Annotated in this window: 20 protein-coding genes and 1 pseudogene; 2 read left to right on the forward strand and 19 right to left on the reverse strand. The window is 32.4% G+C overall.

Annotated elements, in window-relative coordinates; all coding sequences use genetic code 11:
• Positions 1-135 precede the first annotated feature (135 nt).
• The gene (locus Q9306_RS08610) at positions 136-270 is read right to left on the reverse strand and encodes a YuzL family protein (RefSeq protein ID WP_306197276.1); all 135 of its coding nucleotides are present in this window, start codon (positions 268-270) and stop codon (positions 136-138) included.
• Positions 271-660: 390 nt separating this feature from the next.
• Here Q9306_RS08610 and Q9306_RS08615 point away from each other — a divergent pair, with 390 nt between their 5' ends.
• Positions 661-978, forward strand: a complete 318-nt coding sequence (locus tag Q9306_RS08615; RefSeq protein ID WP_306197278.1) for a DinB family protein — start codon at positions 661-663, stop codon at positions 976-978.
• 237 nt (positions 979-1,215) lie between these two features.
• Here the strand turns inward: Q9306_RS08615 and Q9306_RS08620 are convergent, their stop codons facing one another.
• The 10 genes and pseudogenes from Q9306_RS08620 to Q9306_RS08665 all read right to left on the reverse strand — a co-directional run.
• Positions 1,216-2,061, reverse strand: coding sequence for an MFS transporter (locus Q9306_RS08620; RefSeq protein WP_306197280.1), 846 nt, complete (start codon positions 2,059-2,061; stop codon positions 1,216-1,218).
• Positions 2,048-2,473: an MFS transporter gene (locus Q9306_RS08625; RefSeq protein WP_306197282.1), complete on the reverse strand. Its 426-nt coding sequence runs from the start codon at positions 2,471-2,473 to the stop codon at positions 2,048-2,050. Before Q9306_RS08625 ends, Q9306_RS08620 begins: the two co-directional genes overlap by 14 nt.
• 50 nt (positions 2,474-2,523) lie before the next feature.
• Positions 2,524-3,231: an SDR family oxidoreductase gene (locus Q9306_RS08630; RefSeq protein ID WP_306197284.1), complete on the reverse strand. Its 708-nt coding sequence runs from the start codon at positions 3,229-3,231 to the stop codon at positions 2,524-2,526.
• A 199-nt stretch (positions 3,232-3,430) separates the two neighbouring features.
• The gene (locus Q9306_RS08635) at positions 3,431-3,655 is read right to left on the reverse strand and encodes a hypothetical protein (protein WP_306197286.1); all 225 of its coding nucleotides are present in this window, start codon (positions 3,653-3,655) and stop codon (positions 3,431-3,433) included.
• 34 nt (positions 3,656-3,689) lie between these two features.
• Entirely contained in the window at positions 3,690-4,004 is a 315-nt protein-coding gene (locus tag Q9306_RS08640; protein WP_371932359.1) for a DUF2085 domain-containing protein, read from the reverse strand.
• Between the two features lie 90 nt (positions 4,005-4,094).
• The gene (locus Q9306_RS08645) at positions 4,095-4,709 is read right to left on the reverse strand and encodes a response regulator transcription factor (protein ID WP_306197290.1); all 615 of its coding nucleotides are present in this window, start codon (positions 4,707-4,709) and stop codon (positions 4,095-4,097) included.
• Positions 4,678-6,267 carry an ATP-binding protein gene (locus Q9306_RS08650; protein ID WP_306197292.1) on the reverse strand — a complete coding sequence of 530 codons (1,590 nt, stop codon included), beginning with the start codon at positions 6,265-6,267 and terminating at the stop codon, positions 4,678-4,680. The genes Q9306_RS08645 and Q9306_RS08650 overlap by 32 nt, the downstream gene beginning before the upstream one ends.
• Before the next feature lie 78 nt (positions 6,268-6,345).
• Positions 6,346-8,316 (reverse strand): FtsX-like permease family protein, encoded by a 1,971-nt coding sequence (locus tag Q9306_RS08655; RefSeq protein WP_306197294.1) that lies wholly within the window; start codon positions 8,314-8,316, stop codon positions 6,346-6,348.
• A 23-nt stretch (positions 8,317-8,339) separates the two neighbouring features.
• Entirely contained in the window at positions 8,340-9,095 is a 756-nt protein-coding gene (locus Q9306_RS08660; RefSeq protein WP_306197296.1) for an ABC transporter ATP-binding protein, read from the reverse strand.
• Between the two features lie 347 nt (positions 9,096-9,442).
• Positions 9,443-9,616 (reverse strand): annotated as a pseudogene (locus Q9306_RS08665) (aminotransferase class V-fold PLP-dependent enzyme); the annotation flags it as partial.
• 324 nt (positions 9,617-9,940) lie between these two features.
• Here Q9306_RS08665 and Q9306_RS08670 point away from each other — a divergent pair.
• Complete coding sequence (locus tag Q9306_RS08670; protein WP_306197298.1) at positions 9,941-11,341, forward strand: protoporphyrinogen oxidase; 1,401 nt, start codon at positions 9,941-9,943, stop codon at positions 11,339-11,341.
• 448 nt (positions 11,342-11,789) lie between these two features.
• Here the strand turns inward: Q9306_RS08670 and Q9306_RS08675 are convergent, their stop codons facing one another.
• The 8 genes from Q9306_RS08675 to Q9306_RS08710 form a co-directional block, all read right to left on the reverse strand.
• On the reverse strand, positions 11,790-13,256 hold the full coding sequence (locus tag Q9306_RS08675) for an aminoacyl-histidine dipeptidase (RefSeq protein ID WP_306197300.1): 1,467 nt from the start codon (positions 13,254-13,256) through the stop codon (positions 11,790-11,792).
• 298 nt (positions 13,257-13,554) lie between these two features.
• Positions 13,555-13,833, reverse strand: coding sequence for a hypothetical protein (locus Q9306_RS08680; RefSeq protein ID WP_306197302.1), 279 nt, complete (start codon positions 13,831-13,833; stop codon positions 13,555-13,557).
• Positions 13,834-13,863: 30 nt separating this feature from the next.
• Complete coding sequence (gpmA, locus tag Q9306_RS08685) at positions 13,864-14,601, reverse strand: 2,3-diphosphoglycerate-dependent phosphoglycerate mutase (protein ID WP_306197304.1); 738 nt, start codon at positions 14,599-14,601, stop codon at positions 13,864-13,866.
• A 52-nt stretch (positions 14,602-14,653) separates the two neighbouring features.
• Entirely contained in the window at positions 14,654-15,346 is a 693-nt protein-coding gene (locus tag Q9306_RS08690) for a DUF3888 domain-containing protein (protein WP_306197306.1), read from the reverse strand.
• A 105-nt stretch (positions 15,347-15,451) separates the two neighbouring features.
• The gene (locus Q9306_RS08695; RefSeq protein WP_306197308.1) at positions 15,452-16,774 is read right to left on the reverse strand and encodes a DEAD/DEAH box helicase; all 1,323 of its coding nucleotides are present in this window, start codon (positions 16,772-16,774) and stop codon (positions 15,452-15,454) included.
• A 154-nt stretch (positions 16,775-16,928) separates the two neighbouring features.
• The gene (locus Q9306_RS08700; RefSeq protein ID WP_306197310.1) at positions 16,929-18,824 is read right to left on the reverse strand and encodes an endonuclease MutS2; all 1,896 of its coding nucleotides are present in this window, start codon (positions 18,822-18,824) and stop codon (positions 16,929-16,931) included.
• 571 nt (positions 18,825-19,395) lie between these two features.
• Complete coding sequence (locus tag Q9306_RS08705; protein WP_306197312.1) at positions 19,396-19,911, reverse strand: 2'-5' RNA ligase family protein; 516 nt, start codon at positions 19,909-19,911, stop codon at positions 19,396-19,398.
• Between the two features lie 2 nt (positions 19,912-19,913).
• Entirely contained in the window at positions 19,914-20,627 is a 714-nt protein-coding gene (locus Q9306_RS08710; protein WP_306197314.1) for a class I SAM-dependent methyltransferase, read from the reverse strand.
• Positions 20,628-20,933: the final 306 nt, after the last annotated feature.

Consider the following 20,933-nt stretch of genomic DNA (forward strand, 5'->3'; position numbering starts at 1 on the left):
TAAATATATTACATTTGTAGTCTGATATTGTCAACCATATTTTGGGCATGAAAACAAGTGCAATTTTCATCTTAAAATTGCACTTGTTTAACATAAATAAAGCTTTCACAACAACGAAGAAATAACAAATTATAATTAGCTACGTTTTTGTCTCTTATTTGATGAAGGAACTTTAGCGTAACCTGTTTCGTGTGTAGTCGTTCCTTGACCTTCAACTTGAGAAGAGCCAAGACCTGCTCTAGAAGGATCCTGTTTAATTTTTCGACCCACTTTGCTCACCTCCAACGTTACTTTTTGCTTTGAGGCGTGAAACTATGCAGGGCAAAGGAAAAGATTCCCCTTTTCTCTTAATAAACCGCTTTTTCATAGTTTCTAACAGGAAAGTCAAAAATGTTAGTTGTATATTTAAAGTAAGCTATTTCTTTATAATTTGAATTCAACTGAAACTGGAGGGATTTTTAATGAAGTATTCTGTCTTACAAGCTTATAATTATCACGTTTGGGCTAACAAAAGGCTTTTTGAACACTTAAAGACATTACCAGCAGACATTGTCTACAAAAATACAAAGTGTATTCCCTTCTATTTCACAAACGTTTATACATATGTATATTGCTGATACAATCTAGCTAGGTACTTTATTAGAAAAACCTTTTGATGAGATGAAGACATCTGCCATACACCTTACAGAAAAAATAAAAGATACAACTCTTCAAGAAATGGAAAAATTACTTTTTATTTTATCCGAAGATTATCAAGGATTTTTCGCCCGTGAAGAAAACTTAGAGAAAGTCATTTCACCTGAACATCCTCACTTTGGACGATTAGACACGAATGCCTTTGAATTGATTCAACATGTTGTGAATCATGGAACATATCATCGCGGGAATATAACGGCTATGTTAAGACAGTTAGGTTATACGGGAACTTCGACTGATTATATTTTTTACTTGTATACAATGAGTGGGGCAAATAAATAATTTTTATTTTTTATAAACAAAAATATATAATAAGCAATTGCCATTAAATATCTAAACATTTATATTTATTAGGGAAAATATGAATTCTAAATACAGACAAAATAAAGCAGATAAGCATTCATCTATTTTGAATGTTTATCTGCTTCTTATGTTGAAGTAAAAATTTTTAGTACTCTAGTTAAATACAATCTTCTTAAAGAAGTTGTATATCTTCACTGAAAGTATATGTAAATCTTTCTAACAAGAACGTTCTATACTTGGTTGCTTTCCAACAGGTTCAACCAATTTGTTTGTGTAGTATGCAATTAACCAATATAAGCTCACAATCACACAAAGCAAACCAAATAATAGCCCGACGCATTGAGGACTAATGTAGCTTAGCAAAATACCAGTGAAAAAAGTAGACAGTTGCATAAAAGAGGAATACGTAACGGTATGAAAAGTAAAAACCCGCCCTAATATTTCATTAGGTGTATATTTTTGAAGTAGTGTACTATCTATAGGAGAGATTAATCCCCCGGCTGCTCTCAAAATAAATAATAAAATTACACCTAACCATAATTGGCTCGAAATGATAAAAAATACGAAAAATAAGCCTTGAATGAGATAGGCCCATCCAAACACTTTTTTCATTTTGTTTGTATTTGTACTATAATATTTCGCAACAATCCAACTCCCAACTAGAGTACCAATCCCTTGAGTAGAATATAATACTCCAATACCAACCTCTCCTGCATGAAAGATTTTCGTGGCATATATGATGATTAAAACTTGATCGGCCCCTGCTACAATGCCCCAAGACATACCAACCAACACCAAAGCTGATACAATCTTATTTTGTAAAATAAATCTATATCCTTCTACTGTACTTTGCATGTAAGTCATCTGCTTTGATTGAGCTCTGTTTTTCATTAAAGGAATTGTAGTAAATGATACGATTAAAGCACAAAGAAAAAAGGACAAGGAATCAATTAGAAAAGCAAATTTATAAGAAACGAAAGCCGTTAACGTCCCGCCTAACGAAGCACCTATAATTCCCATCGCTCCATAAACCACATTAGAAAGAGAATTAGCTATGATCATTCTTATGTACTAAAGCAGGTATAGTTGCCTGTCTTGCTGGGGTGAAAAATATACTTGCTACTGAGTTTAAAATAGTGAGTATAAACAAAGCTGGTAGATGATTTGAAAAAGGAATCGCCAATATAATGAAGCATCCCCTAAAAAGATCTGTTATTATCATTATTTTTTTCTTATTAAAGCGGTCAATAAAGACTCCTACAAAAGGGCTGAACAAAAGCCTCGGCAAGGCTCCTGCTAACAATATCATGCTAACTACTTGAGGTGAATTAGTAGTTTTATATATGAATCCCATAAGGGCTACAGAGTAAAACCAATCACCCAATGTACTGATAGATAATGCAAAAAATAAATTTCTAAATGGAATGTTATTTTTTAATAAATCTTTATATGTTAAAGGAGAATTTTTCGTCATTCTTTACGCCTTCTTATTCATCAACACCAATCATTATTCAACCAGTGAATTTAGCAAACCCTAGGGCAAGTAAGGGATTTCCCATTATCATTTGATGTAATGCTAAGTAAATACGGAACAGCAACATGTGACCAAGCCTCAGCTGTTGGAGAACTCGATACATACTCTGGTGCACATGATTGTAACATCGAAGTATGAATGCCTCCACCTGGATCTAGTGCAACTACTGCCAGTTCTTTCGGTAATTCTAGTGCCATTGATTGGGTCAAACCCTCTATAGCAAACTTGGAAGCGCAATACGGTGCAAGTTCTGCCTCACCGGAACGTCCCCAACTTGAACTAATATTGATTATGATCCCTCGTTTATTATGAATCATAGCTGGTACAAATGCCCGTATCACATTGACTACACCATTCACATTGATGTTCATAACATTTGCAAATTCTTTCGAAGAAATAGTCCAAAGCGTTGCATTTTTATTTACAATAGAGGCATTATTAATAAGTAAATCTGGTGCACCATATCGCTGAAGAATATATTCTCCCCAAGCTTTAACAGCCTTATCGTCCGAAACATCAATGGATTGAAAATCATATTTGTTGTCAAATTGTCTCTTGACTTGTTCTATCTTACTTTTTGAACGACCACATCCAACAATCAACCAACCTAGTTCAGAAAAACGGTCAATTAATGACCGACCTAATCCTTGTGTTATTCCAGTGATTACCACAAGTTTTTTATTATTTTCTCTATCCAATTGTTTTCTCTCTCCCTTCCAACATTTTGATTCTTAAATTTATTTTACATTTTTTCAATTAATGATACTTGCTACATATTGACTATATTTTTTACAACTTTAGTAGTAGAATAAATTTTTTATAAACTGGAAATTTACGGTCCACTAAGATGCGAACCTTTTTTACATATAAATATTAAAAATCTAATTGAGCAAAAGATCAATCATTGCAATCGCAGTCTAAGTCTGAGCATTCGCCACAATCTAAAGGACCATCGCTTGAATGTCTTTTTTGAGACTTTCTTCTGAGATAAATACGTAATAATACTATGAATATAAAGCAAACAATAAAAGCTATTATAGCTTCTACATATTTTTCATAAATGATAAAACCGATGCCGCTACCACCGGATATGACAATGAGAAGGGAATAGATCCAAAACATATAAAATACCTCCGATTATTAAATAAAAACGATTCTAAGAGATTATCCAACTAATACTTGATGAGATTAGTAATGCCATGCCATTTCCACTTAGAAATCCAGTTGAAACTCTTAGTATGTTTGTGCTGCTTCTCCATCCCCACTTCTGGGTAAACCCATCGATTAACAATGGAACTTGAGCAAAGAAAGATAAAGCTAATACGAGAATAAAAGTATATGAGGTCAAAAAATAAATCGGAAACAAAAGAAAACCTAAAAGTATACCAGTACAACGTGCACATAAAGGTATATATTTTTGTAGTGAATGATAGCTCCTTTCAGGCTTTCTATGACAAGGAATTTGTGAAATATAACTATGTAGCAATAATGAACACCCTTTCTCTTTATACTGCCTTTAGTATATAAGAAATGCTTACTTTGTAAGGGGACAAAACTATTTTTAATAATTAGGCTGAATATACCCTAATTTTATTCCTCTCGTTACAGCCTCTAACGAAGATGAAACATCCAACTTATCAAATATGTGTTGAATATGATTTGAAACAGTGCGTTCACTTACAAATAAAATAGAAGAAATTTCTTTACGCTTATATCCATCACATAATAATTGTAAAATTTGTTTTTCACTATTAGTTAATTCCTCAACATAGTCCGTAGACATTGGAAAATAACAAATACCCTTATTAATCTCAATTAAAATCTGCAACAACTTATCTGGCATAATGTTTTTATTAATAAAACCACTTACACCGATTTTTTGAGCTTCATACCGATAAACTGGCAAATCATAGCCTGTTAATATAACTATTTTCGTATCACATTTGCTATCTAAAATATGTTTTGCTACGCCTAAACCATCTTCATTACTGATGTTACTTAAATTAATATCTATTAATGTGATATTTGGCTTAAACTCATTAATGAATGCCATAACCTGTTCAATATTTTGTAATGAGTAAAAATGATCTATTTCAGGATAATCTTCCAAGGCTATCTCTAAACTTTTTGCAAATAAAGCGTGATCATCTATTAATAAAATATTCATAGGAATCATCCCCTTTCATTGGGATAAGAATAGCAATGCATAACCCAGAAGGATTACATTCTGAAATTGTCATTTTACCGTTTAATAAAAGCAGCTGTTCTTTAATAGAATTCCATCCTCTATGACCATTAGGAACATATTTCTCATTAATCACTAAGCCTATACCATTATCTTTTACTATAAGCTCTATTTCGTCATTTTCTAGTTTCAAACTCACAATTAGCTTTGAACATTTAGAATGTTTGAATGCATTTGTTACCAATTCTTTTAAAATTCTGTATATAACATATTCATAGGGCTCAACTAAAAATAATTTTTCACTACAATTAAAAGTGATATCAATATTTTTTATTCCATATTTTTGCTGCACCATTTCTAGTAAATTACTATAATTTTCTTTTAAGGTGAGTGTCTTTAATAGTGTTGGATAGTACTCTTCCATTTGTACTCGTATAGACAAATTTAAGTGATCTAACGTTTTTACTATTATTTCATGAATCTCCTCATTGTTAGATTTATTCATCATATTTTTAACGGCTAAAATATCTTGTAAAATTTCATCATGCAAAAAATTAGAAAAATCACGTTTTAATTTTTCCTCTTTAGTTATCTGTACGAGGTTTTGAGCATAAAAACTTTCTGATTTAATTTTTGCTCCTCCTGTATCTGAATTTAATATAGTTTTTTGAATGTCTTTATATAATAAGGTGAAATAAAGTAACACGAACCAAAAAGTCGTATGTATTATGATGAAATAGGTAATCATATTAAACTTAAACAATAACCCAAGTGAAATAATACAAACAAGAAAAAAGAAGAGAATCAGTCCTTTTTTACCTTCCTTTAAAAGAAAATACTGCTTTATAAATCTATGATTTTTAAAAGCAACTGCATGAATACTAAATAACGGGAAAAGGATCATGATATACCATGCTAGATTATTTAAATATTCAGGATTGTCTGCAAAAAACATGGCGTATCCAATAAAGAAAAAAATAAGAACAGCAAAAGATTTAAGTAAATGATTTTTTTCGCTTTTTAAGATAAACATGATTCGTTCTCGATGTTTCAAAAGTAAGAAAACAATACAAATAAAACTTAAAATAAATTGACACAAAAATAGAATGGCGAACATTTTATCGTTGATCACTTTCGCAACCAATGTCAATAAACATATAATCTGTAATATCCAGTCTATTTCTTTTTTATACATATAAGTAGAATCTTGAAAAAAGAAATAGAGAAAAAACTGTGCTGTCTGATATAGAATCACTACGCTAAGTAGCGTACTTAACGTATAAAAAATTTGTGTTTCACTAAGTGTGAATAAAAACTGCCATGAAGCAAGGATTAGCAAATTAGAAAATTTCCATAGGGTACTATTTTCTTTTATGTTTACAAATCCAATGTAATCCCCGTAAATAACCAAAATAGTAATAAGTGTCAATGGAAGCAACTTTGCTGTTCCTACAATATTATTTTGCGAAAATTCATAGCATAAAAAAATAATCATACACAGTTGGTTAATTAAGATGAGAAGTTGCTTTTGCTCATAATACTTTTTCATAAACTCCCTTACCTTTACTAGCATAAATCCATATAAAGCTAATGCTTAATTACTACTATTAGCCTTATATAGGAATTTTTACTTTTTATTGTCAAAGATAATTTTATAGCATGCTCGCTGTGTTAACAAATAATAAATCATATACACCAAAGTGAAAATAATTAGCGCTAAAAGAATTGGGAATATGAAGGCACTGTTTTTTCCTAATAAATCGTCCATTAAAGCCGTTTTGTAGGCTATCAGTGCAAAAATACTATGCGCTAATCCTAATACGTAGGGAATGCTAAATAACGTAAGGACCTCTTTACTTATTATTCTTTTTATCTTTTTCTTGTTATACCCCATTCTTTTTAAAATGATAAATTCATTTTTGTTTGACATCATACTCGAAAGGTTATGGAAGTATAGAATACTACCCGTTGCAATAAAAAAGATGATCGTAACAAAACTAATGAGCAAGAATGTTGAACTATTTTGCTGAATAATGTAATCATTTTTTTGATAACTACTTGTAAAATAAATATTATTTTTAAATAGCGGAGCTAAATTTTCATAAACTTTCTTATTATCTTTCATATCAGCTCCATTAAAACTCATCATTGTTGTTTCTTTATGCCCTAAGGTTTTTATCTTTTTATATAGTTGATCTGAAATGACAAGAGTTCCTACACTATTTGCAAACCCGATTGGATTAAGTAAAGTAGTATCTTTAACTTTTATATCCATGTTATTTGTAGTTGTTAAGTTCAAAGTATATATTTTCCCTTTATCTAACTTCTCTTTTTCAGGGCGGTATTTTACTAAGATACTTTCATTTTTAGCTAAATTATCAAAGTCTATGTTTTTCCCTTGCATTTTTATTAATTCTTTATAATCCGACTCGGACATAAGATCAAATCCATGTTCTTTCTTTATGCTATATTCTTTAGGTAAATTGTCAGAAGAGGATGTTACGTGAATAATAGTTGTTTCTTTATATTTCATATTTTCTTTACCAACAGTATCTTGTACACTTTTAATTGCTTTAGCAGCCAATTGTTTATCTTCTACTCGAAACTCAATAGCTGACGGTATGATACGTTCTGTAGCAGCAACAGGATAGTAGAGTGTTAGTAATGTAGAACCGAATATAGCCAAAGTTCCTGCAACTAATAAAGTTAACAAAATTAAAGTTTTTGCCTTCGAACGGATTTTACATACAAATTTTGGAACGATAATAATATTCGCTTCCTTATAAAACCATGTTTTCTTTTTCTTTAATTTTTGAATAACATATGGTAGAAAAGAATGAATAAAGAAAATTGTCCCTAGTATTACACTTAACATTGTTAAAAGCGCGATTGGTGAAAACCCTATCGTTTTCCACAATGATTTCGTTCCTCTTGTAATATCAATAGCTAAGAAATAACCAATTAAAATCAAGAATAATCCCAGTAACGAGAAAGCTGTATTGATTTCCACCTTCTTTTCTTCCTTTTTTTCCATACGTACTAAAGTCAGTAAGGAACTTTTCCGAAGAATGATCCAGTTTGATAAAAATAAAACAGTCAAAACAGCAAATATAAAAACAAAAGTGAATAGTACCGCATCAGGATTAATAAGTGGCACTTCAGAAATATCGATTTGTAATTTTAGTATTCTAACTATCGCTTCGACAATTCCTTTATGAGTAAGAGCCCCAAAAGCGATTCCTACAATTAGAGCAGCAAAACAAATAATAATATTTTCAAAGGTTAATAATTTTAGCATTGTTGACTTTCGATACCCCAAAAGCGAATAAATTCCAAGTTCTTTCATTCTTTTTTTCATAAAGAAAGTATTGGAGTATGACATATAGAATAGTACAAATGTCATAACAAAGATTGCCACCGTCCTCGACATTGTTTCTACTCTACCATCAGACGAAATCTTTTCCATGATCATATCGTTCATTGAAAAAGAAATAAAGGAGAAAAACACCATCAGCACAAAAGCTACTGAAACGAAATAGAACGAATAGAAGGAATAGTTATTCTTCAAATTCTTTTTTGCTATTGTTAATAATCCCACAATTATGTCTTCCTTTCATACTCTTAGTTATTTCGATTTTCATCAATTTTCGCAATTCCCTTTACAATCTCTTCAAAAAATTCTTTTCTCCCCTGTCCATTTCTTCTTAATTCTTTTATGATATTTCCATCTTTAAATATTAAAATTCTACTTGAAAAACTTGCTGCATAAGCATCATGGGTTACCATTAAAATTGTTGTATGAAGTTCCTCATTAACCTCTCTTAATTTTTGGAGTAGCTCTGTTGCAGAGCTTGAATCTAATGCGCCTGTCGGTTCATCTGCAAATAAAATACTTGGCTGTTTCGCAATTGCTCTCGCTGCTGCAACCCTTTGTTTTTGTCCCCCTGAAAGTTGACTAGGGTACTTAGATAATTGTTCAAGTATTCCAAACCGCTTTGCTAAACTATGTATAGATGATTCAATTTCTTTTGGAGATTTATGTAGCAAAGTAAGTGGCACAGCGATATTTTCCATTACTGTTAGACTATCGAGTAAGAAATACTCTTGAAAAATAAAGCCTAAATGATCCTTCCTAAAATCTGTAGATTTATTATCATTGAGTTTTTTAATATCGATGCCCTTTATCAAAACATCTCCATCTGTAGGCGTATCAATGGTTGATAGGATATTTAATAAAGTTGTCTTTCCAGATCCAGAGGCTCCCATAATACCAACAAATTCCCCCGATTCAATATCAAAAGATACTTTATTAAGACTAGGTAATTGGTTCTTGTTGTAAATCTTTATCAGATTTTTCGCAGATAATAGTGCATTCATTATATTTGCTCCTTTCAATTTATTTACATGTTAAGTTTATTCTTTAATATGCAAAGAAGCATGAGTAAAAAACGCAATCTTCTATTATAAAACGAAAAACTGCAGTTGAATTCTTACTCATAAAAAAAGGCTGTCCACAAGCCCGTTACACCGACTTATGAGACAACTCTTTTCCCATCCCAAACCTATTTAAATCAATGACTTTGTTTCCCGCAATACTTCAATAAAATACTCTAGTTATTCATAACGGAAAGAATGCTTACATGCTTATCTGGTGTGTGAACATGAAACATATCTGGTCTGGGTGAAATCGCATCTAGTTCTGGAATTTTCTCCATTATCATGTTTTAGAATGTTACCGCACTTTCCAATTCTTCTAAACACCTTTTGAAATACTGTAACATACTGCGGATTTCTCTTTCTTTATAATGATTCATACAAGCTATTTGAATCCAATTTCGCTCTTGTAAATAAGCAGATTCATAATGCAAAGCATAGCCTTGCAGCGCTAACATATCTCCCTGCGAAGAAATGCAATCGTAACATTCAACATTAGAAAAACTTTGTTTACCAATGAGGAACTTTGTTAGTTTATTATTAAATTTATATCATAAGCCGGTTTTGAGTAATTTGTTCATTTATTTAGTTAAAACAAGTGTAGCTTTGAAATCAATAAAGATGTTAAAAAAAGAAAGTCTTTTAATTTACAAGAGAAATTAAAAGTGTTCGTATATATTGTCTAATTTTTTACAGACTGTGTAAGCTGCTAGTCGAGAAAGCTAACTTTTGGGTATAATAATAAAGAAATTTATCAATTTATAGTATCGGTTAGGAGCTCAGTAGATATGAAAACAGTTGTTGTCGTAGGTGGAGGTATTACAGGACTCTCTACTATGTTTTACTTAGAAAGATTAAAAAAAGATTACAATATAGATTTAAAATTGATCCTTGTAGAAAAAAAGGAATATTTAGGCGGAAAAATTCACAGTGTAAAAGAAAATGCTTTTATTATGGAAACAGGAGCAGATTCAATTGTTGCTCGAAATGAAAATGTGATGCCCCTTGTAAAAGAACTGAATCTAGAAGATGATATGGTATATAACGAAACTGGTATTTCTTACATTTATTCAGAGAATACGTTACATCCTATTCCCGCTGATACAGTATTTGGAATCCCTACAAGTGTAGAGTCGTTGTTTAACAGTACGTTAGTCTCAACGAAAGGGAAAATTATTGCACTGAAAGATTTTATTACTAAAAACAAAGGTTTTACGAAAGATACATCGCTTGCTTCATTTTTAGAAAGCTTTTTAGGAAAAGAATTAGTTGAGAAGCAAATTTCTCCTGTCCTTTCAGGGGTATATTCTGGTAAATTAAATGAACTTACAATGGCATCTACATTACCATATTTACTTGACTATAAAAATAAATACGGCAGTATTATTAAAGGGTTTGAAGTGAACAAAAAACAATTCCAGGCAGCTGGAAATAAAAAGTTTTTATCGTTTAAAGGAGGACTTTCTACGATTGTTAATCGGTTAGAAGAGGTGTTGACTGAGACGGAAATACGAAAAGGAGTAACAACAACGAATGTAAGTAGAGTCGGTAATGGGTATGAAGTTTCTTTTTCGAATCAAGAGAAACTAAAAGCGGATTACATTGTTTTAGCTGCTCCTCATGATATTGCACAAGCAGTATTAAATTCTGCCGAATTAAACAGTGATTTCAATAAATTCAAAAATTCATCTCTTATTAGTATTTATTTAGGATTTGAAATACCTGATAATCAATTACCGGCAGATGGGACAGGTTTTATCGTTCCAGAAAATGGTATTCTATATTGTGATGCTTGTACATGGACAAGTAGGAAATGGAAGCATACATCAAATAAACAAAACTTATTAGTAAGAATGTTTTATAAAAGTTCAAATCCAGCGTATGAAAAGATTAAAAATAATAGTAAAGAAGAATTCATTCAAGTTGCTTTATCTGATATTAAAAAAAGTCTTGGAATTCAGGGTGAGCCGCAGATTGTTGAAGTTACAAACTGGAAAGACTTAATGCCAAATTATCATTTAGAACATAATCAGGCAGTTCAATCTTTGAATGAGAAATTATCAGCTGCTTTTCCAAATGTTTACTTAGCTGGTGCTTCATATTATGGTGTAGGCATTGGAGCTTGCATAGGGAATGGAAAGAATACGGCAGATAAGATTATGAAAGCATTACATAATTGTTCGGAGTAATGCTACCTTTATCCCGCTATTCGCGAGCAGTAATACTCCCACCTCAAAAGAGAGGTTTTATGTCGGTTTTTTAATTGATGTATATATCTTACTATTTAACTTTGATTAAGGTTTCTACACGTGTAGTTTTATTTTCTTTAATTGTTAAAGTAACATTTCCAGCTTCTTTAAATGAGTAAGGAGAAATTCGATACACTTCTTTAATTTTATATTTCTTATCGATTTCTTTTGTTGATGTATTTGTTATTAAGGATATATGTAAACGTCAAGTAACTCCAAAATATACGACAAAAGTTAATTTTGGAGTACTTTTTTATATTTCTTTTTTATTATTTTATATAATTTATTAATACGGTATGTGAAATTAAAAGAGATTTTGTGTGATTACTGCAGCAAACAAAAGAGATGCTTTCAATGAAAGAGCATCTCTTTTCCCTCTTAAATACGTTTAAACTAACGACTTCGTTTCCCGCAATACTTCAATAAAATACTCCCAGTTATTCACTACAGAAGGAATGCTTACATGCTCATCTGGTGTATGAACATGGAACATATCTGGTCCAAGTGAAATTGCATCTAGTCCTGGGATTTTTTCCATAAATACACCGCACTCAATGCCGGCATGAACCGCAAAAATCTCTACATCTGTGCCATACTTTTCTTTATGCACCTTTTCAAATAAGCTGCGGATTGAGGAGTTTGGATTATATGGCCATTCTGGATACTCAGATTCTTTTTCAAACTGCGCTCCCACTACTTCTGCGATATGCTTAATTTCATTTACAATATGTTGTTTTAAGCTTTTCACAGAACTTCTTACTTCGTTTCTTAATTTTATTTCAGTATGTAACGTTTCTACAACACCTAAGTTTGTAGAACTTTCCACTAGTCCTTTTATTTCCATACTCATGCTTTGAATACCGTTAGGCATTAAGAATAATGAAGAAATAAGTTGTTTTTGTGTTTCTTTTGCAAATACATTTTCAATTATTTCTTCTGATTTTGTAAGAGAAACATGCACATCTGGATCTACAGCGCGTAGTTCTTCTTGTAAAATGCTTGTCCACTCTTTCACTTTCTCTTCTACTTTTTGTACATCACTTCCAGAAAGTAAAATCGTTGCTGCACTTTCACGTGGGATTGCATTTGTTTTTAATCCGCCATGAACACCGCTCATAGAAAATGCAATTTCATTGGATAAATCATAAAGGACTCTGCCTAAAATTTTATTGGCATTTCCTCTTTCTTTATCAATTTCCATTCCTGAATGTCCGCCTTTTAATCCGCCTACAAAAAGACGATACGGTAATACGTTTGCTGGTGTTTCTTCCCAAACAATAGATATTGTCTCAACTGCTTTTGCACCGCCCGCACTGCTTACTAACAATTTATGGTCTTCTTCTGAATCAATGTTAATAAAGATTTTACCGCTAAAATGGCTAGGATCAACTGCAAAAGCGCCGCCCATCGTTGTCTCTTCTTCTGTCGTAATCACGACTTCAAGAGCAGGATGTGGAATATCGGTTGCGTCTAATAAGGATAATGCATAGGCAACCGCAATCCCATTATCCGCACCTAACGTTGTCTGATTCGCATACAGCATATCCTCCACAATTCGTAATTGAATTGGATCTTTCTCAAAATCATGAACAGTTGCTTGGTTCTTTTCACATACCATATCCATATGTCCTTGAATAATAATCGTTGGTACATTCTCATATCCAGCTGTTGCTGGTTTCTTGATAATGACATTTAACGCACGATCTTGTACAACTTCTAAATTTCTCTCTTGTGCAAATTTTACTAAATAATCACTAATTGCCTTCTCATTTCCCGATCCTCTTGGAATCTTTGAAATTTCAGCAAAATGATGAAACACAGGATGCTTAATTAACTCTTCTAAATTGTTATACATCTGCTTCCCCTCTTTTCAGTTATAGTAAAATAACAACTTTATATAAGTATTGTACCATTTTCAGTTGATATATAAGCTATTTTCTTATTGTTTTATAACGAAAAGTGAAAAGAAAACCCGAACTGAAAAGTTGATTAAGAAAAGAGCTTAATCACAGATTAAGATAAAGCTTATCATGTCATAAAAGTAGTACCTTTTTGTTGTTTAAAAATTCTCAAGTAATAAAAATAGGCACTTCACTGTTTAAGATAAAAACAGTGAAGTGCCTATTATAGTAATCAGCTAGCATTTGATTCGCTCATGAATGGGAGCAAACTTTTATATATGTGCCTCTTTCTATTGTTTGCTTTGCTTGTTCCGTCAACATCTTGGTACTAGTCGACAAGTATGATACGGGAACAAGTTGACCCGAAACGATAACAAGTGGGTCAATCAGGCGTTGTTTTGTTGTTTGATGGACGTCATAACAAGATGGGATTCCGGTCTCGACTTTGCTGTTTAAAAGCGTATGCAGCATAGCTAAAATGTCTCTATCACCAGAGTCTTTTAACAAACGAATTACATATATCCTTTTCATTAAACCTTATTACCAAACTATACCTCTTTATTAGAAGTGTATATGCTTCGGAATTTCCCCTTCTGGAACTTCTCCATCCATGCTCAAATAATAATGTCGAATCGGTTTTAAGTTATTATCTAATTCATATACAAGCGGAATACTTGTAGGAATATTTAACGTAACAACGCCATCATCAGATAAGTGATCTAAATATTTTACAAGCGAACGAATTGTATTCCCATGCGATGAAATAATCACTTTCTCGCCCTTTTGTAATACTGGCGCAATTTCTTCATGCCAATATATCAGAACACGTTTTTCTGTATCTTCTAGACACTCGGTAAGAGGAAATTCCCCTTCTTTTAAATATTTATATCTAGGATCTGAAATTTCATAACGCGGATCGTCTTTCGTAAGTGCTGGCGGTCTGACGTTTGTACTTCTGCGCCATATTTGTATTTGTTCTTCTCCGTACTTCTTAGTTGTTTCATCTTTATTTAAGCCTTGCAGTGCACCGTAATGCCGTTCATTTAAATGCCATGATTTATAGACTGGTACCCAGGCAAGATCCATTTCATGAAGAATGATCCATAACGTTCGAATTGCTCGTTTTAATACAGAAGTATACGCAACGTCAAACGTATAGCCATTCACCTTTAAAATCTGCCCAGCTTCTCTTGCTTCTTGTAATCCATTTTTAGACATATCAACATCGGTCCATCCAGTAAACCTATTTTCCACATTCCATACACTTTGACCGTGACGAAGAAGCACAAGCTTAATCATAACAATATCTCCTCCAAGGAATAAAAATGTTTACATCTATCATGTACTACTCTTACATTTTTCTTAGTTTCAATTTAGATAATTCATTATCAGAAATGTCGTGATGTTTGTAATTCATTAGTTGAACCTCACCTCCACCCTTTACTCGAAATCTCATCGTCTCTTCTCCGTACGGTGGATTATGGGCACCTTTAAACGTAATAACTTGAACAATAACATAAAATTCAAAGTTCGCTTTATCTTTCTCAATACTTAATATCTTTTCGCTCCCTCTGTACCAGAGCCTCCCTTCACCATAATAATCTTTTACAGCATCACTAATATTCTCTACAAGTCGTTCAATAAGAACTTCCTTTAGCAGTTCTTTTGGAACAGGGATTCTATTTATAATCTTCTTTTCTTCTCTTAAAATCGTCCAATTCTCTTGTACCTTTTTTATATGATAAAGAACATTCATACCATTTTGTTTTACAATATGAACATACCCTAAATTCCCTTTTACATACACTCTCGGTTCTAATGCCCATTGTTGTTCTCTCCGTAAAATTTCAAAAAATACTTTTGTTAGAGAAGTAACTTTTCCCTCATTAATAAGTTCGACAAAATCGTCTAGAACATACAAACGAGATCCGCTTATATTCACATCAAAATAATCTTGTACCTTGTTCTTTTCTTCACCATGTACGAGACTAGTTAAAGAAAACATAAGTAAAGTGAAAACAATGATTGTGACAAACTTCTTCATCAAATCACCTCGCCTGTTAGTATATCCTAAATTTTTTTACGCACAAAAAAACATGAGTCCTCTCTTTAAAAGGTCCTCATGTTCAATAATTACTATATTTCCAACTTATCTTCCGCGCTTTTTCTGTCCCGGCTTTGCGCTGCGCTTCTTTTTACTTGGTTGATCAAAACGAGATTTCTCTGTTTTTGGTCCTTCTTTTCTATCACGACGTCCAGATTGACCAAATTGTTTCTTCTCTTTAAATGGTTTCTTTTCTTTTGGCTTTTGCGATTTTTGCTCTTTTTTCACAGGCTCTTGTTTGTTAGGTAGTTCTACTTCTTGTCGTTGCAATGATGCGTTAATTCCTTTTTCAATTTGTTGCAAATACATTTTATCCTTCGGTGCAACTAATGTAACGGCAATCCCACTTCCACCAGCACGGCCTGTTCGTCCGATACGATGAATGTAACTTTCGACATCTTCGGGGATATCGTAGTTAAATACATGTGTAACACCTTCTACATCAAGTCCTCTTGCCGCTACGTCTGTTGCGATTAAATATTGGCTTTCAGCATCTCGAAAACGTTTCATAACACGCTCGCGTTTTGCTTGTGATAAATCACCATGAAGTTCATCACAGTTATAACCATATCCTTTCAGCGCTTCATACAGTGTTGTAGCTCTACGTTTCGTACGGCAGAAGATAACCGCTAAAAACGGTTGATCCTGTTCCATGAGTTGACGCAGCGTATCTTGTTTTGCCCGATCTGTCGTCTCAACAACACGTTGTGTAATATTATTTACTGTAACCTCTGCACTTTGAATTTTTATAATTTCAGGTTTTCTCATATAGCGCTTTGCAAGCGATTGAATTTGCTTTGCCATCGTCGCAGAAAACAACATCGTTTGTCTCTCTGCTGGTGTTTGTTCAATAATTTCTTCTACCTCTGGTAAAAAACCAAAATGCAGCATTTGATCAGCTTCATCTAAAACAAGCATAGATACATGCGATAATTCAATTGTCCCGCGGCGTAAATGATCTAATAATCGGCCCGGTGTCGCTACAACAATATGGGTATTACCTTGTAATTTCTTCATTTGTTGTGAAACATCTTGTCCGCCATAAACTGCAAGCACATGAATATCCTTTACATGTACAGTCATTTTTTCAATTTCACTTGTGATTTGCAATGCTAATTCTCGTGTTGGCGCTACAATTAACGCCTGGACATGACTAGACTGCGGATTTATTTTTTCTAATATCGGCAAAATAAATGCTAATGTTTTTCCTGTTCCTGTTTTTGCTTGTCCAATAATATCTTTTCCTTCTAGAACTACTGGGATTGCTTTTTCCTGAATCGGCGTCGATTCCGCAATTCCATTTTCTCTTAATGTATCATTTAACGTAGGGCTAATTCCTAATTCTAAAAAACCTTTCAAATCGATCACTTCTTTTCACTATTTTTCATATCAAATATTGATTGTACCATTTATTTTGCAAAATATGAAAAAGAAGATTATATTTATTCTATTTTTCAAATATAAAATAACCCCTCACTTCAAAACGTACTACCGTTTAAATGAAGGGTTACTATCAATTGAATTATTTTTTTCTTATTTCTTTTTGTATTTTTCTTAATGCTTTTTTAGAGCCTCGTTCTATATCGTGTTGCAGCTTTCTCTCTGTATAACTTACAAACAAAGTATTTAAATCATAGCCTTCTGGATACAACTCTGCTGCTTTCAGTTCCAAAATAACACGCTTACAATTCACTTCAATAAACTCTTCTTTGTATAGTACTACAATATTATTGAAACTATCTTTTGTCTTGTATACAATACCAGAATCATTGTGATCTAATAATGTTACTTTGTCTCCAATCTCATACTCATAAGTTTCTTTCGTTTTCACCGCATTCACTTCAGGGTTCTTTATTTTATTTTCTTTTACAAGCTCTAAGTTGTAATCTTTATTTTCCATATAACACTGTGCTCGCTCTAAAACACGTTCCCGTAAATTCATCTTTCTAGAGATCCAAAGTGCGTTACTATCCCCAGATTCTCCAATCATTAACCTATACATCGGCTCTAATGTTTCATTATTAAATTGCATAGCCGCATTCATAAAGTCACTGTGAATTTCTGAGAATCGTTTAATTTCACCATAATGAGTCGTCGCAACTGTGATACAACCCATTTGATAAAACTCTTCTAAAATGGCAATCGCAAGTGCAGCACCTTCATTCGGTTCTGTACCACTACCAATTTCATCAAATAACAACAACGTATTATTGTTAGATATTCTCATGATTTCTGAAATATTTTTCATATGTGAAGAAAAAGTACTTAAGGCATTTTCAATACTTTGATTATCACCAATATCTACAAAAATAGAATCAAAAAGGGCAATCTCAGTCTCCTCATTACCATGAATATGAAACCCTGACATTGTTGCTAAAGTTAATAATCCAATTGTTTTTAAGACAATCGTTTTTCCTCCAGCATTTGGTCCCGTAATGACTAAACTACGATATTCTTTTCCAATCTCAAAATGTAATGGAACAATCTCACCTTGTAAAAGAGGATGTTTACATGCAACGAGTTTTATATATCCATGACTATTTAATTTCGGTGCGATACCATCAATACTCTTACTAAACTTAGCCTTCGCGAAAATCATATCGTATTGACTAATAAGCTCAATATTAATGTTTATATCATGAACATTCTCAAAAATCATTCCTGATAAAGTCGCTAATATTTGATACTCCTCTATCGCCTCTTCTGCTTTTAAGCTCGCTAATTCCCCACTTAATTTTGAAATAACAGCCGGTTCCATAAATACTGTTGAACCTTTAGAAGACATCTCTACCATTGTTCCTGCAACTTGATTTTTATAAGAAGCCTTAATAGGAATCGTATATCGATCATCTTTTTTACTAATAAAGAATTCTTGAATATACTCCTTATTTGCACTGCTCTTTAAAAATTTATTTAAACGATCTCCAATCTTTTCTTCTGTTGTTTCGATTTGATTTCGAATTCGCTTGAGTTCTTTACTCGCCGCAGAATCAACTCGATTCCCTTTAATAGAAAAATGAATCTCTTCCTCTATATTTTTGAACTCCGCCATAGAATATGCGTAAGAACTTAAAACAGGCGCAAAAAATGTTTTACTTAACATAAATCCTTTAATTTTTCTGCACCCTCTTAAAAAATCTGATACGCTCACTAATTCGGCTGGTTCCAAAATTATCCCTTTTTCAAGTTTTCCAATTATGTTTTCTATATTAGAGATCCCAACTAATGGAACGTGACTTTCTGTATTTAATATTGCTTTTGCTTCAGTTGTTTCATTTAAGCGGTTATTGACTACTTTTATATTCGAACTTGGCTGCAGTTTATCTAATAATTGTTTTCCTAATCCACTTACACAATATGACTTTACGATTTCCTTTAATTCGTTATACTGTAATTTTTCAAAAGTCATTGTATTCATTTTTTGTTCTCCTCACTATGATTTATTAATCGAATCATGTATGAAGATACCTAATAATAAGATTTCAATGAATTTATAAAAAGAAAACTTCTCTCAGAAAAAATCAGTTCGCATCCATGCGAAAGAACCCTTCCTATCCAAAAGTCGTGAAAAAAATAAAAAAGCTGCGGGGATACCACAGCTTTACATACATTTACAAGACAAGTGTAGAAACAAATATTTATTATTAAACAAACCTTCTCTAAATAAAGGTCTAGATCTTTAATAACAAATACCGCCACATGTTTTATAAAGTGTTGTAGGTATCTTCATAGGTAACTTAAATAAATCCATGACCAAATACAGGGTATAGATTGATATAAAAATACCCTTCGTCATTAGATTTATTTCATTAAATTTTTCCTATTTAGATACTACTCCACTCACAAAAAGCACCTCGTCTAATTTATTTTTTATTCTCATTGAAATCTAAATTATGGAATTATTATACTATATGTACAAAATCAAGTAAAGGTACATAAAATCACCATTAAAATTATTCCGATGAACATTCTCCTAAAAAACAATTTTCCTATTTTGTTGGAAGCTGTACTTCAAATTCAATAATAGATTCCTCATTTTCTCCTATGCTTTCTACTACAATTTTATCAATAGTGAATCGCATCGTATCTCGAAGTGGAGGAAGATTTTTTATTACACGCAAGGCCATTTCTTTATCATTTTTTCTTCCTACTGTTACGTGTGGAAAATAAGGAATCTCTTTATGAAGAAACGGTTGAAGAAAATCTGAATACAACTTATTATGTAGCTCAATTATATTTTCTTTCCCTTCTTCTATGATTAAAAATAAGTATTCCCCTGCATTGGTAACCAATGGATTTAACGTAATATGAAAAGAATTCATATTACTTACATTTGTTATTATATGTTTTTCTAAACGCTCGTTTGATACTTCACTTATGAAAGGGAATACTAATGTAATATGAGGAGGAATTAAACCAAATAAAGGATCATGCTTTCTTCTAATTCCTTCAATTTCATACAAATCACCACTATTTAAAAAAATTAGTATTGTTCTTTGCATCATAACTATAATCTCTTTCTAAACAGCGCTGTCCAAAGAAACGCTTCTCCAAACACCTCATTCGATTGCTTAATTTCATTCATTTTACGCAGCTCAATAACTTCAAAATCTTGAAAAACATTACGCAGTTTCTCTTCTGAATACGCAATTCCTCCCTGCAAGCTCCAGCCCCGATATACATCCCAATCTGATATTTCCGAACCATTTTTTTCGTCTAGTTCCCCAGCAGCAAAACATGTTAAACCAAAATACCCGTTTGGCTTTAATGCTTTCTTCACTAATTCGACATAATGGATTCTTCGGTGAGGCGGGATATGGTGTAAACAACCCGAATCATATACGAAATCATATTGGTTTTCGACTTGTAAATCGAAAATAGATTTACAGATAAAATGAACTGACACATCTTGCTCAGCCGCTCTTTCTTTCGCCCATTTTATCCCTTCTTCTGATAAATCAACTGCGTCTACTTCACAACCTGTTTTTGCTAAATACAAAGCATTTCGGCCAGGACCACAACCAAACTCCAACACTTTTCCTTTCTGAATCATCTTTCTATCAAAATATGAAACTAAATTTTCATCTGGTACATTCACAAAGAAAGGGACTTCTTTATCACGGTCAGAATAGAATTGATTCCAAAATGGTTCAGGAGATCTTAATAGAGAGTCTAACATTGTAATTACATCATCCATACTGTGTAACGTTTCATTTTTCATGAGTGAATTTCCCCTCCTATAAATTATAGTTACCATATTATTATACCAAATATTAACTTAATTCCATTTAAAGATTTTAAATAATTCGAACAATTAAAATATACTTAAGTTTTTTTCAAGAACAGTAAGAATATATACAAACGAATTGTTTAGAAATACTATATAAATTCATTTTGATTTTCCGACATATAGATTGCTGCTATGCAGAAAAAAAGGAGCTTCCACTCGCTTTCTCCCTTTGTTTTCACTTCGCATGTGGCAGGAAAAGGCACTGACCGCTTCTATGCATGGCCAGATGCTCTCGCC

It is taken from the genome of Bacillus multifaciens, assembly GCF_030756675.1.
Lineage (GTDB): Bacteria > Bacillota > Bacilli > Bacillales > Bacillaceae_G > Bacillus_A > Bacillus_A multifaciens.

Bases quoted from the DNA above. Each gene is read 5' to 3' on its own strand.
- Q9306_RS08615 (WP_306197278.1), top strand. From the start codon at position 661: ATGAAGACATCTGCCATACACCTTACAGAAAAAATAAAAGATACAACT.
- Q9306_RS08620 (WP_306197280.1), bottom strand. From the start codon at position 2,061: ATGATCATAGCTAATTCTCTTTCTAATGTGGTTTATGGAGCGATGGGA.
- Q9306_RS08625 (WP_306197282.1), bottom strand. From the start codon at position 2,473: ATGACGAAAAATTCTCCTTTAACATATAAAGATTTATTAAAAAATAAC.
- Q9306_RS08635 (WP_306197286.1), bottom strand. From the start codon at position 3,655: ATGTTTTGGATCTATTCCCTTCTCATTGTCATATCCGGTGGTAGCGGC.
- Q9306_RS08645 (WP_306197290.1), bottom strand. From the start codon at position 4,709: ATGATTCCTATGAATATTTTATTAATAGATGATCACGCTTTATTTGCA.
- Q9306_RS08650 (WP_306197292.1), bottom strand. From the start codon at position 6,267: ATGAAAAAGTATTATGAGCAAAAGCAACTTCTCATCTTAATTAACCAA.
- Q9306_RS08660 (WP_306197296.1), bottom strand. From the start codon at position 9,095: ATGAATGCACTATTATCTGCGAAAAATCTGATAAAGATTTACAACAAG.
- Q9306_RS08670 (WP_306197298.1), top strand. From the start codon at position 9,941: ATGAAAACAGTTGTTGTCGTAGGTGGAGGTATTACAGGACTCTCTACT.
- Q9306_RS08675 (WP_306197300.1), bottom strand. From the start codon at position 13,256: ATGTATAACAATTTAGAAGAGTTAATTAAGCATCCTGTGTTTCATCAT.
- Q9306_RS08680 (WP_306197302.1), bottom strand. From the start codon at position 13,833: ATGAAAAGGATATATGTAATTCGTTTGTTAAAAGACTCTGGTGATAGA.
- gpmA (WP_306197304.1), bottom strand. From the start codon at position 14,601: ATGATTAAGCTTGTGCTTCTTCGTCACGGTCAAAGTGTATGGAATGTG.
- Q9306_RS08690 (WP_306197306.1), bottom strand. From the start codon at position 15,346: ATGAAGAAGTTTGTCACAATCATTGTTTTCACTTTACTTATGTTTTCT.
- Q9306_RS08700 (WP_306197310.1), bottom strand. From the start codon at position 18,824: ATGAATACAATGACTTTTGAAAAATTACAGTATAACGAATTAAAGGAA.
- Q9306_RS08705 (WP_306197312.1), bottom strand. From the start codon at position 19,911: ATGATGCAAAGAACAATACTAATTTTTTTAAATAGTGGTGATTTGTAT.
- Q9306_RS08710 (WP_306197314.1), bottom strand. From the start codon at position 20,627: ATGAAAAATGAAACGTTACACAGTATGGATGATGTAATTACAATGTTA.